The organism is Nonomuraea sp. SBT364 (assembly GCF_001083785.1).
Taxonomy (GTDB): Bacteria; Actinomycetota; Actinomycetes; order Streptosporangiales; family Streptosporangiaceae; genus Nonomuraea.
Map to the genome: position 1 here is coordinate 1 of NZ_LAVL01000055.1, position 13,262 is coordinate 13,262.

Annotated in this window: 9 protein-coding genes; 6 read left to right on the plus strand and 3 right to left on the minus strand. The window is 75.3% G+C overall.

Annotated features, from left to right (window positions below):
* The 5 genes from ADY59_RS23850 to ADY59_RS23870 all read left to right on the plus strand — a co-directional run.
* Positions 1 to 2,803 (plus strand): SDR family NAD(P)-dependent oxidoreductase (locus ADY59_RS23850; RefSeq protein WP_156325688.1); only part of this gene is annotated, 2,803 nt, incomplete at its 5' end.
* Positions 2,804 to 2,812: 9 nt separating this feature from the next.
* A complete protein-coding gene (locus ADY59_RS23855; RefSeq protein WP_049565745.1) occupies positions 2,813 to 3,832 on the plus strand; it encodes a 3-oxoacyl-ACP synthase III family protein in 1,020 nt (339 codons plus the stop codon).
* On the plus strand, positions 3,826 to 5,457 hold the full coding sequence (locus ADY59_RS23860; RefSeq protein ID WP_049565747.1) for a fatty acid CoA ligase family protein: 1,632 nt from the start codon (positions 3,826 to 3,828) through the stop codon (positions 5,455 to 5,457). Before ADY59_RS23855 ends, ADY59_RS23860 begins: the two co-directional genes overlap by 7 nt.
* Complete coding sequence (locus tag ADY59_RS23865) at positions 5,454 to 6,425, plus strand: NAD-dependent epimerase/dehydratase family protein (protein ID WP_049565749.1); 972 nt, start codon at positions 5,454 to 5,456, stop codon at positions 6,423 to 6,425. Before ADY59_RS23860 ends, ADY59_RS23865 begins: the two co-directional genes overlap by 4 nt.
* Positions 6,422 to 7,339, plus strand: a complete 918-nt coding sequence (locus ADY59_RS23870) for an alpha/beta fold hydrolase (protein WP_049565752.1) — start codon at positions 6,422 to 6,424, stop codon at positions 7,337 to 7,339. The genes ADY59_RS23865 and ADY59_RS23870 overlap by 4 nt, the downstream gene beginning before the upstream one ends.
* Positions 7,340 to 7,385: 46 nt before the next feature.
* Here ADY59_RS23870 and ADY59_RS23875 read toward each other — a convergent pair whose 3' ends face one another.
* Complete coding sequence (locus ADY59_RS23875; RefSeq protein WP_049565755.1) at positions 7,386 to 8,285, minus strand: tetratricopeptide repeat protein; 900 nt, start codon at positions 8,283 to 8,285, stop codon at positions 7,386 to 7,388.
* A 176-nt stretch (positions 8,286 to 8,461) separates the two neighbouring features.
* On the opposite strand from ADY59_RS23875, the gene ADY59_RS23880 reads away from it, so the two are divergent.
* A complete protein-coding gene (locus ADY59_RS23880) occupies positions 8,462 to 10,090 on the plus strand; it encodes an ABC-F family ATP-binding cassette domain-containing protein (protein ID WP_197093817.1) in 1,629 nt (542 codons plus the stop codon).
* Here ADY59_RS23880 and ADY59_RS23885 read toward each other — a convergent pair.
* Positions 10,087 to 11,190 (minus strand): glycoside hydrolase family 53 protein, encoded by a 1,104-nt coding sequence (locus ADY59_RS23885; RefSeq protein WP_049565757.1) that lies wholly within the window; start codon positions 11,188 to 11,190, stop codon positions 10,087 to 10,089. The two genes, ADY59_RS23880 and ADY59_RS23885, sit on opposite strands and share 4 nt — an antisense overlap.
* On the minus strand, positions 11,187 to 13,184 hold the full coding sequence (locus ADY59_RS23890) for a beta-galactosidase (RefSeq protein ID WP_049565759.1): 1,998 nt from the start codon (positions 13,182 to 13,184) through the stop codon (positions 11,187 to 11,189). The genes ADY59_RS23885 and ADY59_RS23890 overlap by 4 nt, the downstream gene beginning before the upstream one ends.
* Between the last annotated feature and the right edge of the window lie 78 nt (positions 13,185 to 13,262).

Here is a 13,262-nt window from a genome sequence, read left to right on the forward strand (position 1 = left end):
CGGTACCCCGGCCCACCGGCCGCCGTCCCTCGAAGAGCCCCCGCCCGGCGAGACGGCGCACGGGCAGGAGGCGGACGGGCAGGAGGCGGACGTACAGGAGGCGGACGGCACGTGGGTCGTCGTCGCCGAGGACGGCGGGGACGCGGTCGCCGCCGGGCTGGGGGCGCTGCTGCGCGAGCGCGGCGGGCGGGTGAACGTGGTGCCGCCCGGCGATGACCCCGACGGGTGGGCGGCGCTGGCCGCGTCGGCGGAGGCGGCGGTCACGTTCGCGTTCGTCCTCGGCGGCGGGGAGGACGGCGGGGACCCGGTCGAGCTGATCACCCGGCGGGCCGCCACCCTCCGCGCGATCGCCCTGGCCTGCGAGGAGCTGCCGCAGAACCTCAAGGTGAGGCTGTGGCTGGTGGCCAGGCCGTGCGGCGCGCTCCCCGAGCCGGGGCCGGGCGGCGCGGACGCGCACCCCGAGGACGCCGCCACCTGGGGGACGGTGCGCTCGCTCGGCAACGAGCAGCCCCGGCTGGAGGCCCGGCGGGTGTGCCTGCACCGCGGCGCCGACGCTGGGCACGACGCGGGGCACGACGCGGAGCGGCTGGCGGCCGAGCTGCTGTCGCCCGGCGAGGACGACGAGATCCTGCTGACCCGGCAGGGACGGTTCGCGCCGCGCCTGGTCAGGACGGAGCCTCCGGCCGCTCCCGCCGCGCCCGCGCCCGCCTTCCGGCTCGCCGTGCGCGACCCCGGCCTTTCCTACCGGCTCAGCTGGGAGCGGGCGGACCTGCCGGTGCCGGGACCGGGACAGGCGCTGGTCGAGGTACGGGCGATCGGGCTGAACTACCGCGACGTCATGTTCGCCGTCGGCCTCCTGCCGTCGGAGGCCGTCGAGGCGGTCTTCGGCGGCCACGAGCTGGGCCTGGAGTGCGCCGGCACGGTGATCGCCGTGGGCCCGGGGGTGACCCTGACGAGGCCGGGCGACCGGGTGTCGGCGGCCGGGCCGGTGGGGTTCGGCAGTCACGCGCTGATCGAGGAGTGGGCGGCCACCCACATCCCCGACACGCTGACCTTCGCCGAGGCGGTCACGCTGCCGATGGCGTACTCGACCGTCTACCACGCGCTGCACCACTGCGCGCGGCTGCGGGAGGGCGAGACGCTGCTCGTGCACGGCGGTGGCGGCGGGGTCGGGCTGGCCGCGCTGGAGTACGCCAGGCACGCCGGCGCGCACGTGATCGCCACGGCGGGCAGCGAGGCCAAGCGCGACCTGCTGCGCGCGCTCGGGGCGGCGCACGCGCTCAACTCGCGCAGCCTGCGCTTCGCCGAGCAGGTCAGGGAACTGACCGGCGGCCGCGGCGTGGACGTCGTGCTCAACTCGCTGGCCGGGGAGGCCGTCAGCCGCGGCCTGGAGTGCCTGCGGCACGGCGGCCGCTTCGTCGAGCTGGGCAAGCGCGACATCTACGAGAGCAGGCACCTGCCGTTGCGGCCGTTCGGCGACAACATCGCGTTCTTCGGCGTGGACGTGGGGACGCTCATGTGGAAGGACCCGGCGCTGATGGCCGCGCACGTGGCGACGCTCCTGCACGTACGCGACCCGTACCCGCTGCCGCACACCGTCTTCCCGGCCGAGCGGGTGGCCGACGCGTTCGCCCTGATGAGGCACTCCCGGCACATCGGCAAGGTCGTCGTCTCGCTCGACCCGCGTGACGAGCCGATCCTGGTGCGGAACCGGCCGGAGGGGCGGCGGCCCGAGGGCACCTACCTGGTCACCGGGGGGCTGAGCGGGTTCGGCGCGGCCACGGCCCGGCACCTGGCGAGGGCCGGGGTGCGGCGGCTGGCGCTCGTCGGCCGGCGCGGCCCGGACACGCCGGGCGCGCCCGCGCTGCTGGAGGAGCTGCGCGAGCTCGGCGCGGAGGCCACCGCGTACGCCGCCGACGCCGCCGACCGCGACGCCGTGCGGGAGATCCTGGACGAGCTGGACACGGCCGGGCACCCGGTGCGCGGTGTCGTGCACGCCGCCATGCACCTCGACGACGCCGCGCTGGCCGACCTGTCCGACGACCGGATCCGCGCGGTGCTGCGCCCGAAGGTGGCCGGTGCGCTGGTCCTGGACGAGCTCACGGCGGAGCTGCCGCTGGAGACGTTCGTGCTGTACTCGTCCCTGACGACGATCGGCAACATCGGGCAGTCGCCGTACGTGTCGGCGAACCTGTTCCTGGAGGCGCTGGCGAGGCGCAGGCGCGCCCGGGGGCTGCCCGCGCTCGCGGTGTGCCTGGGCGCGCTCGCCGGCACCGGCGTGCTGGCGACCGGCACGCAGGCGGAGGCGCTGGCACGGCTCGGCATCGGCGCCATGGAGCCGGGCGCGGCGCTCGCCGCCGTGGACGGCATGCTGGCCGACGGCGCCGACGTGGCGGCGGTGGGCCGCTGCGACTGGGCCCGGCTGCGGCGCACGCTCCCCGGTCTGCGGCGGCCGTGGCTGTCGTCGGTCCTGCCGCCCGGCGCTGACCAGGTGCCGGACGCCGTCGACCTGCTGGCGAAGCTCGCCGCGATGAACGGCGACGAGGCCCACGCGTACGTCGTCGAGCAGATCACCGAGCTGCTGTCCACGGTCCTGCTCGTCCCGGCCGCCGACATCGACCCGGACCGGCGGCTGGACGAGTACGGCCTCGACTCGCTCATGGCCACGCAACTCCTGCTGTCCATGCGGCACGCGTTCGCGGTGGACATCCCGCCGATGGAGCTGATCCGCGGCGCCGGGACCGTCACCGACATCTCCCGGACGGTCCTCCTCCACCTGGGACTGCAGGCTCCGGCCTCCTGAGGAGACTTCATGACCGCAGTACACACCCGGCTGGCCGGGGTGACCGCCCACCTGCCGGAGGCCACGATGACGACCCTGGAGCTGGAGGACCGGCTGGCCGCCCGCAACCCGGGGCTGGAGCTGCCCCGGGGGGTGATCCGCAACGGCAGCGGGGTGCGCCGCAGGCACCTCGCCCCGCCGCACGAGAGGCCGTCGGACCTGGCGGTGCACGCGGGCCGCGCACTGCTGGCCGAGCAGGGGCTGCACGCGCGCGACCTCGACCTGATCCTCTACGCGGGGGTGAGCATCGACCTGGTCGAGCCCGCGACGGCGCACATCGTGGCGGCGAAGCTGGGGGCCGGGTGCCCGGTGTTCGACGTGCGCAACGCCTGCAACAGCGTGCTGAACGCGATCCAGGTGGCGCAGGCGCTGATCGCCGCGGGCCGGCACCGGCGGGTGCTGATCTGCTGCGGTGAGCTGCCGACCGCGTTCATGCCGTGGACGCTCTCGGACGCCGACGAGTTCCTGACGGTCGGGGCCGCCTACACGGTGTCGGACGCGGGAGCCGCGCTGCTGCTTGAGGCCGCGGCCGAGCCCGGGGTGCTCGGCCACCGGTTCGCCGCCCAGTCCGGCGGGTGGGACGCGGCCACCGTGCCGATGCTCAACCTGACCTCCGACCCCGCGGCCGAGTGGCCGGTCGTCCGCCCGCTCACCGTCGACGCGGTCAAGCTGGTGCGCGGCATCGAGGCGACCGACCACGCCGTCTTCACCGATCCGCTCGCCGCCCTCGGCCTGACCTGGGACGACTTCGCCGTCGTGTGCGTGCACCAGGCGTCGCTCCCGGCCCTGTGGAAGTTCTGCGACCACGTCGGGATCCCGCAGGGCAAGGTCGTCGTCACCATCGTCCAGCACGGCAACCTGGTGGCGGCGACGCTGCCGGTGCAGCTCGCCCAGGCGGTCGCGGCGGGGCGGGTGCGGCGGGGTGACCTGGTCGCGCTCGTGGGGCTGGCGAGCGGGTTCAGCGCCGGGATCGTGGTGGTCCGGTGGTGACGCCGGTCAGCGAGCTGGTGGCGCGGGCCGAGCGCTGGGCGGCCGAGCGGCCGGGCGCCGTCGCCTGTCAGGTGGGCGGCCGGGCCCCCCGCGCGGTCAGCTACGGGGAGACGGCCCGGTCGGTGGCGGAGACGACGGCCGCGCTGTCGCTCGCCGGAGTGCGGCCCGGCATGCGGACGGTGCTGCTGGTGTTCCCCGGAGTGGAGCTCGGGGTGCTGGCGCTGTCGCTGCTGCGGCTCGGCGCGGTGCCGGTGATGGTCGATCCGGGGCTGCCGTACGCGGCGGTCCGGCGGTGCCTGGACAGGGCCGCGCCGGAGGCGTTCATCGGCGTGCCGCTCGCCCAGGCGGCCCGGCTGGCGCTGGGTTGGGCCCGCCGCACCAGTCGCATCGTGATCACGGTGGGGCCGCGCCGGTTCTGGCCGGGGCCGACACTGGACGCCCTGCGGGCCGCCGCCCGGGCCGCGCCACCGCAGGTGCGGCGGGAGGTGCCGCCGCCCGGGCCGGACGACCTGGCGCTGATCGCGTACACGTCCGGCTCGACGGGGCCGCCGAAGGGGGTGCCGCTGCGGCACCGGCACCTGACGGCGCAGCTCGACCTGCTCGGCGGGCTGGACGTCATCCGGGCCGGCACGGCGGTGCTGTCGGCGTTCGTCCCCTTCGCGCTGGGGGCGGCGGCGCTCGGCGCGACCGCGGTGCTCCCCGACCTGGACCCGCGTCACCCGCTGCGGTTCGACCCCGCCGCCCTGGCCGCCGACATCGGCCGGTACGGGGTGTCGGCCATGTTCGCCGCGCCCGCCCTGCTGGACCGGCTGGCCCGGTACTGCGCGGGCCGCGGCCTGGTGCTCGGCTCGCTGGAGACGGTGGCCGTGGCGGGGGCGCCGCTGCCGTTGCCGACGCTGGAGCGCGTGCTGGCCTGCCTGCCCGGCGACGCGCGGGTGCTGTCGGTGTACGGGTCGACCGAATGCCTGCCGGTGGCCGCGATCGAGGGGCGTGAGCTGGCGGCGGCGCGGGCCGCCTGCCCGGGGATGGGGACGTGCCTGGGCCTGCCCCTGCCGGGGGTCGAGGCGCGCGTCATCGGCGTCACCGACGGGCCGATCGGCCGGTGGGACGAGGGCCTGCCGGTGCCGCCCGGCGTCGTCGGGGAGATCGTCGTCTCCTCCCCAGCCGTCAGCGACCCCTACCTGGACGACCCCCGGGCCACCGCCCTGGCCAGGATTTCGGACGGGGACCGGGTGTGGCACCGCATGGGCGATCTGGGTCATCTGGACGAGCGCGGCCGGTTGTGGTTCGCCGGCCGCAAGTCCGAGCGCGTCCGCGCTTCCGGCCGCGACCTCTGCACCGACCACGTCGAGACGCTCCTGGCCGGGGTGCCGGGGGCACGCCGCGTCGCGCTGGTGGGCGCGGGCCCGCGTCCGGTCCTCGTGGTGGAGCCCGAGCCGGGCTTCCGGCGCGATCGCGTACGGGCCGCGATCCTGGCGGAGGCCGGGCGGCACCCGCGCACGGAGAGCCTGCGTGACGTGCTGTTCCACCCGCGTCTCCCGGTGGACGCCCGGCACAACAGCAAGATCCGCCGGGACCTGCTCGCCGCCTGGGCGGCCCGGCGGCTGCGCGGGGCCCACCGGTGAACGTCCTGGTGACCGGCGGCGGCGGCTTCCTCGGCCTGGCCGTGTGCCGCCGCCTGGCCGCCCGCGGCGGCACCGTGCACACCCTGCACCGCCGCCCGCATCCCGAGCTGGTCCCGCTGGGCGTCACCCAGCACCTGGCCGACGTCCGCGACCCGAGGGCCGTCCGCGCCGCCGTGGACGGGTGCGAGGCCGTGGTCCACTGCGCCGCCAAGGCCGGGGCGTACGGCGCGTACCGGGACTTCCGGGAGGTCAACGTGGACGGCACCCGCAACGTGCTGGACGCGTGCGCGGACGGCGGCGCGCGGCTGGTGCACGTGTCGTCGCCGAGCGTCGTCCACGACGGGCGCGACCTGGAGGGCGTGGACGAGTCCGTCCCGTACGCCACCCGCTTCCCGGCGGCCTACCCGCGCACCAAGGCCATGGCCGAGCGGCTGGTGCTGGCCGGGCCCGTCCCTGCCGTCGCGCTGCGCCCCCACCTCGTCTGGGGGCCCGGCGACCCGCATTTCCTGCCCCGGTTCGTGGCGAACCGGCACCGGCTGTGGCTGCTGGGCAGGGCGGACAAGACGATCGACACCGTCTACGTCGACAACGCGGCCGACGCCTGCGTGCTGGCCCTCGACCGGCTGCGGCCAGGGTCGCCGCTGTGCGGGCGGGCGTACTTCATCACGCAGGGCGAGCCCTGCGGCTTCGGCGTCTGGGTGAACGCGCTGCTCAAGGCGGCCGGGGTGCCCCCGGTGCGGCGGCGGCTGCCGGCCGGGCCGGTGCGGGTGGCGGCCGGCGTCCTGGAACGGCTGGCCGGCGCGCGGGACGGTTGGGAGCCGCCGCTGACCCGGTTCCTGGTGGAGCAGGCGTCCACGGCGCACTGGTTCGACATCTCCGCCGCCCGCCGCGACCTCGGCTACCGGCCGCGCGTGAGCATGGCCGAGGGACTGGCACGCCTGACCGCCCACCTCTCGGAGGCCCCGTGACCCGCTTCCCCGGCTATCCGTTCACCTCCCGCTGGTACGCCCACCCCGCGCGGAGCGGGCTGCGCCAGCACTACGTGGACGAGGGGGCGGGACCACCGGTGCTGTTCGTGCACGGCAACCCGTCCTGGAGCTACCTGTGGCGGCGGCCGATCGCGGCGCTGCGCGACCGGTTCCGCTGCGTCGCGCCCGACCACCTCGGCATGGGGCTGTCCGACAAACCGGCCGCCGGGGACTACGACCACACCCTCTCCTCGCGCGTCGACGACCTCGACGCGCTGATCGGCCACCTCGTCTCCCAGGGGGGCGCCCCCGGGCGGGGCTGGACGCTCGTCATGCACGACTGGGGCGGGCCGATCGGCATGGCGTGGGCGTGCCGGCACCCCGGCCGCGTCGCCCGGCTCGTCGTCCTCAACACGGCCGCCTTCCCCAACCCGCACGGTGAGCGGCCGCGCCTCCCGCTGCGGGCGCCGCTGTGGCTGCTGCGCCGCACCCGGCTCGGGGCGCGGCTGCTCCTGCGGCACAACGTGTTCGCGCGCGGCGCCACCTGGCGTCCGCTCGGCGTGCGCGCCCGCATGCCCGCCGACGTGCGCGACGCCTTCCTCGCCCCGTACGACCGGCCCGCGCACCGGGTGGCCGTCCAGCGGTTCCTGCACGACATCCCGCTGCGCCCGGGCGATCCGGCGTGGCCGCTGCTGGAGGAGACCGGCCGGCGGCTCGACCGGCTCGCCCGGCTGCCGGCGCTCATCGGGTGGGGGCTGCGCGACCCGGTCTTCGACCCGGCCATGCTGGCCGAGTGGCGGCGCCGCCTGCCCGCCGCCCGGGTGCTCGTCTGCCCTCGGGCCGGCCACTACCTCCTGGAGGACGCGCACGAGCAGCTCGTGCCCGCCATGCGCGCCTTCCTCACCGAGACCTGACCGGCCGGACCTGCCTGGTGGGGCCGGGCCGTGCCAGCCGCCGTGGTCAGCCGTGCGCCTCGGCCAGGCCCGTCCAGTCGCGCCCCGGGGCGCGCCCGCGCCACTCGGCGAGCAGCTCGGCCGCCCTGTCCGGCGGGGCCGCCAGCCACACCCGCCGGGTGCCGTCCCCGGCGTGCCGATCCCGCGCCTCGCCGCCCTCGCCGCCCTCACTGCGCTCATTGCCCTCGCCGCGCTCATTGCCCTCGTCGCAGCAGGCGCACAGCACCCGCGCGTTGCCGGCCGGCTCGGCTCCCAGGCCGGCGGCGGCGAACAGCTCGGCGAGCTCCTCGACGTCCGCGCCGCTCGCGGTGACCGTGACCGACAGCGTCGGCAGGTCGGACGTGGCCCACAGCATCAGCTCGTCGAACACCGGATAGCGGACCCCGTCGACGACCCGCTCCCCGCTGGGCGCGCCGTCGTGCAGCACGACCTCGCCGAACCTGCGGTCGGCCGTCAGCGGCACGCTGACGACCCTGGCCCGGGCCGGGCACACCCGCCGCACCCACACGACCTCCGGCTCGCCGTCCGGCTCCAGCCGCACGCACGCCAGGCCGAGGTCGGCGTCGATCTCGCCGTCGCCGGGCGGCAGCGTCAGGCCGTAGCCCTGCCAGGCGTCCCTGGCGGTGGCCCAGTCGCGCATGATCGTGGCGGCGATGCCGAGGTTCCAGAACGCCGGCTCCTGCTCGCCGCGCGGGTAGCGGGCCGCCGCCTGTTTGCCGAGCTCGTACGCCCGCGCCCAGTCCTTGCGGAACTTGTGCGCCAGCGCCAGGTCGAACCACCAGGCCGGGCTGCGCTCACTGTCGGGCAGCAGCGCCACCAGCTCGGTCAGTCCCTGCGCGGCGCCGTCCCAGTCCTCGCGGTCCCAGGCCTCGTAGGCCGCCCGCTCCAGCTCGTCCGGCGCCGTCATATGCGCTTCCTTCCGTCAGCGATCTGATCGTCCGACGTTACGGCAAACGCCCCGCGATATGCGGCCAAGCGGCAACATCGCGTAACCTGATGGCATGTCTACGCCCCGAGTTTCCTAGCTGAGGACCCGCTTCCACGCCAGAAGTGTGTTCTCTAGCTTTCTCGGAGCGTCATCCCATGATCACCGTTCGTGATGCCGAGCTGCGCGCGGGTGCCCGCCTGCTGCTGTCCGGCGTGTCCTTCACCGTCTCCCCCGGCGACCGCGTCGGCCTCGTCGGCCGCAACGGCGCGGGCAAGACCACCCTGCTGACCGCGCTCGCCGGTCATTCCCGCCCGGCCTCGGGCACCATCACCGCCACCGGCCCGATCGCGTACCTCTCCCAGGACGCCCGCGCCGGCGTCCCTTCTCAGGGCGCGCCCGTGACCGTCGCCGGGCGGATCCTGTCCGCGCGTGGGCTGGGCGAGGCGGTCGCGCGGTTGCGGGCGGCCGAGGCCGCGATGGCCAGGGCCGGGAACACTGCCGGGAGCACTGCGGAGCTGGAGCGCGCCATGGCGGCCTACTCCAGGGCCGAGGCCGCGTTCCAGGCGGGCGGCGGGTACGCGGCCGAGGCGGAGGCCGCGAGGGTCGCGGCGGGGCTGGGGCTGCCCGCCCGGCTGATGGACGAGCCGCTCGCCACGCTGTCCGGCGGGCAGCGGCGGCGGGCCGAGCTGGCCCGTATCCTGTTCGCCGGCCAGGACGGCGTCCTGCTGCTGGACGAGCCGACCAACCACCTGGACGCCGGCTCGCTCGCCTGGCTGCGCGGCTTCCTGCAGGGTCACCAGGGCGGCCTGGTGCTGGTCAGCCACGACACCGCGCTGCTGGACGCGGTCGCCAACCGGATCTTCCACCTGGATCCGCACCGCGCCACGATCGACGTGCACAACACCGGCCGGCGGGCCTATCTGGCGCAGCGGGAGTCCGACGAGCGGCGGCGTGCCCGGCAGCGGGCGAACGCCGAGCGCAAGGCCGCCGCCCTGCACACCCAGGCGGACCGGATGAAGGCCCGCTCGGCGACCGCCGTGATGGCCAGGAGCATGGCACGCCGGGCCGACCGGATGCTGGCCGAGCTGGAGCCGGCCCGCCGGTCGGAGCGGGTGGCGCGGATCCGGCTGCCCGAGCCGGCCCCGTGCGGGCGAATCCCGCTGGGCGCGGTCAGCCTGGCCAAGTCCTACGGCGGGCGCCGGGTGCTGGACGGCGTCGACCTGGCCGTGGACCGGGGCAGCCGCCTGGTCGTCCTCGGCCTGAACGGCGCGGGCAAGACGACGCTGCTGCGTCTGCTGGCCGGTGCGGAGCGGCCGGACTCCGGCCGGGTGGTGCGCGGGCACGGGCTGCGGCTGGGGTACTTCGCCCAGGAGCACGACACGCTCGACCCGGCGCGGACCGTCCGGGAGAACCTGGCGGCGGCTGCCCCGCACCTGACCGACGGCGAGGCGCGGGGGGTGCTGGGCGCGTTCCTGTTCTCGGGTGACGACGCCGCCAAGCCGGCCGGGGTGCTGAGCGGCGGCGAGAAGACGCGGCTGGCGCTGGCCGGGCTGGTGCATTCCGGGGCGAACGTGCTGCTCCTGGACGAGCCGACCAACAACCTTGACCCGGCCTCCCGGGACGAGGTGCTGGCGGCGGTCGGCTCGTACCCGGGGGCGATCGTGATGGTCACCCACGACGAGGGTGCCGTCGACGCCTTGCGCCCGGGCCGCGTCCTGCTGCTGCCGGAGGCGGAGGAGGACCTGTGGAACGAGGACTACCGGGAGCTGGTGACGCCCGTTTAGGAACGGCCGAGCGCGGTCATGGCGGGCAGCGCCCGGTCGTCGAAGCCGAACAGCGCCTGGTTCTCCCAGGCGTTGCCGGTGGACGGGTCGGCCGGGTCCCAGCCGTTGCCCGGCACGCCGGTCCAGGTGGCCTCCCAGGTGAACACGCCGAGGCCGAGACGGCCGGGCACGTCGCGGACGATGTCGGCGACCTGGCGCAGCATCGCCGCCTGGCCCTGGGGGGTGGCCGGGTAGCCGGGGTACGGCTCGGGCGACACGATGAGGTTCTCCCAGCCGTCGTCGTCGGCCGTGGTGAACGGGTAGCCGGTCTCCACCACGACGACGGGCTTGCCGTAGCGGGTGGCGACGTCGTTGATGTTGGCGCGGAAGGCGTCCAGCGTGCCGTGCCAGTACGGGTAGTACGACAGGCCGATCACGTCGTAGCGGATGCCGTGCGCGGCGGCGTTGTCGAACCACCACCGGTACAGGCCGTTGTCGCCGCCGTTGGCCAGGTGCAGCACGACCCGGGTGCGTTCGGAGACGGCCTTGACCGCGTCGTAACCGGCTTTGAGCAGCCGGGCGGTGCCCGCCCAGTCGGCGTTGGAGCCGTCGGGCCACAGCAGGCCGCCGTTGATCTCGTTGCCGATCTGGACCATGTCGGCCGGGGTGCCCTGGCGGCGCAGCGCGTCCAGCACGTCGAAGGTGTGGTCGTACACGGCCCGGGCCAGCTCGTCCGGCGGCAGCGCCTCCCAGGCGGCGGGCTTGTACTGCTTGCCGGGGTCGGCCCAGGTGTCGGAGTAGTGGAAGTCGACGAGCAGCCGCAGCCCGGCCGCCCTGGCGCTGCGGGCGACGGCGAGCACCCGCGTCTTGGTGTTGTAGCCGTCGGCCGGGTGCACCCAGACCTTGAGCCGGATGTAGTTCAGCCCGGCGCGGGACAGGATGCGCAGCGCGTCGCCGGGCCGGCCGCGCGCGTCGCGGTAGACGCCGCCGAGCGCCTCGGACTTGGCGAGGCTGGAGACGTCGGCGCCGCGGACCGGTAACGGGCGCTCGGCGTGCGCGGGCGCGGGCGCGGCGACGCCGAGGGTGACGAGGCAGAGCAGCGCGATCAGGGCGCGTTTCATCCGGGTTCTCCTTGGTGGGGGGTGTCGTCCAGGACGACCGAGACGGCCCCGGCCGCGACGGTGACCGATCCGTCGCACCGGGTCCCGTCGAGCAGCGCCGTGCCGGTCACCCCCGCCACCGTCACCGGCTCGCCGCCGTGGTTGATGAGGAACAGGTGGCGGCCTCGCCGTACCAGCTCCAGGGTGTCGGGCAGGCCGCGCGGGCGGGTCACGCCGGCGTGGTCGAGCACCTCGCCGAGCAGTTCGCGCAGGCCGGTGACGGGCGCGGTGGCCAGGTACCAGGCGCTGCCGGCGCCCAGGTCGTGCCGGGTGACGGCGGGGTGCCCGGCGTCCGGCCCGCCGGTGAAGTCGCGTACGGACCGCGCCCCGGCGAGGTTGACCCGCTCGGACCAGATCTTCCCGGGAAAGCCGTCGACGGCCACGGTCTCGTGCTCGCGCAGCGGGTGGAACTCCTCGACGGACAGGCCGAGCACCTCGCGCAGCGCGCCCGGGTGGGCGCCGGGGTGGATGGTGTCGTGCTCGTCCACGATGCCGGAGAAGTACGACACGAGCAGGTGGCCGCCGGCCTCGACGTAGCGGTGCAGGTTCTTGGCGGAGGACTCGGCGAGCAGGTACGCGCTCGGTGCCACCACCACCCGATATCCCGAAATATCAGCGGAAGGGTGGACAAAGTCCACCGTGACGTGCTCCCGCCACAGCGCCTCGTAGAAGGCGTCCACCCGCTCCCGGAACGTCAGGTCGACCGACGGCCGCCAGTCCAGCTCCAGCGCCCAGTACGACTCCCAGTCCCACACCACGGCCACCTCGGCCTCGACCCGGCTGCCCCGGACCCCGGCCAGCCGGCGCAGGTCGGCGCCCAGCTCGACCACCTCGCGCCACTGCCGCGAGCTCGTCCCGGCGTGCGGCACCATCCCGGAGTGGAACTTCTCCGCGCCGAACCGCGAGGCCCTGAACTGGAAGAACAGCACGCTGTCCGACCCCCGGGCGACGTGCGCGAGGCTGTTGCGGCGCATCTCGCCTGGCCGCTTGGCGATGTTGCGCGGCTGCCAGTTGACCGCGCCCGCCGAGTGCTCCATGAGCATCCACGGCTCCCCGCCGGCCACCGACCGGGCCAGATCGGCGGACATGGCCAGGTCGATGTGGTTGTCGGGCCGCTCGGCCTTCAGGTAGTGGTCGTTGGCGATCACGTCGAGCTCGCGCGCCCACTGCCACAGGTCGGCGGACTTGCAGTTGACGGTGCCGGCGAAGTTCGTGGTCACCGGGAGGCCGGGGGTGAGCTCGCTGAGGATGTCGCGCTGCAGGATGTAGTGCTCGCGGTGCTCGGCGTCGCTGAAGCGGGCGAAGTCCAGGCGCTGGGCCGGGTTCACCACCGTGTGGTTGAAGCCGGGCAGGTCGATCTGGTGCCACTCGGTGTAGTGCTGGCCCCAGAACGTGGTGCCCCACGCCTCGTTGAGCGCCCCCAGGTCCAGGTACGTGCGCCGCAGCCAGTCACGCCAGGCGACCAGGCTGTGCTCGCAGTAGCACTCGCCGAGCGGCGCCCCGTACTCGTTGTGCACGTGCCACATGACCACGGCCGGATGGTCGCGGTAGTGCTCGCCGAGCGCGCGGACCAGGCGGGCGGTGGCCGCGCGGAAGGCCGGCGCGCTGGAGCAGGCGCTCTGCCGGCCGCCGAAGCCGATGCGGATGCCGTCCCTGGTCACCGGCAGGACGTCGGGGTGGCCGGCGACGAACCAGGCGGGCGGGGCGGCGGTCGGCGTGGCCAGGTCGACCGCGATCCCGGCGGCGTGCAGCCGGTCGATGATCTCGTCCAGCCAGCCGAAGGCGTAGCGGCCCTCGGCGGGCTCCATCAGCGCCCACGAGAACAGGCCGAGGCTGACGAGGTTGACGCCGGCCTCCCGCATGAGGGCGACGTCCTCCTCCTGGACCTCGCGCGGCCACTGCTCGGGGTTGTAGTCCCCGCCGTAGGCGATACCGGCCGGACGCTCCGGATACATCGATCCCCCTTTGAAACTGCTTCTGTGAACGTGCACAGTAGCGCCTGACGTCCCTCCGGGCTAGACGGGGTCCAAGGT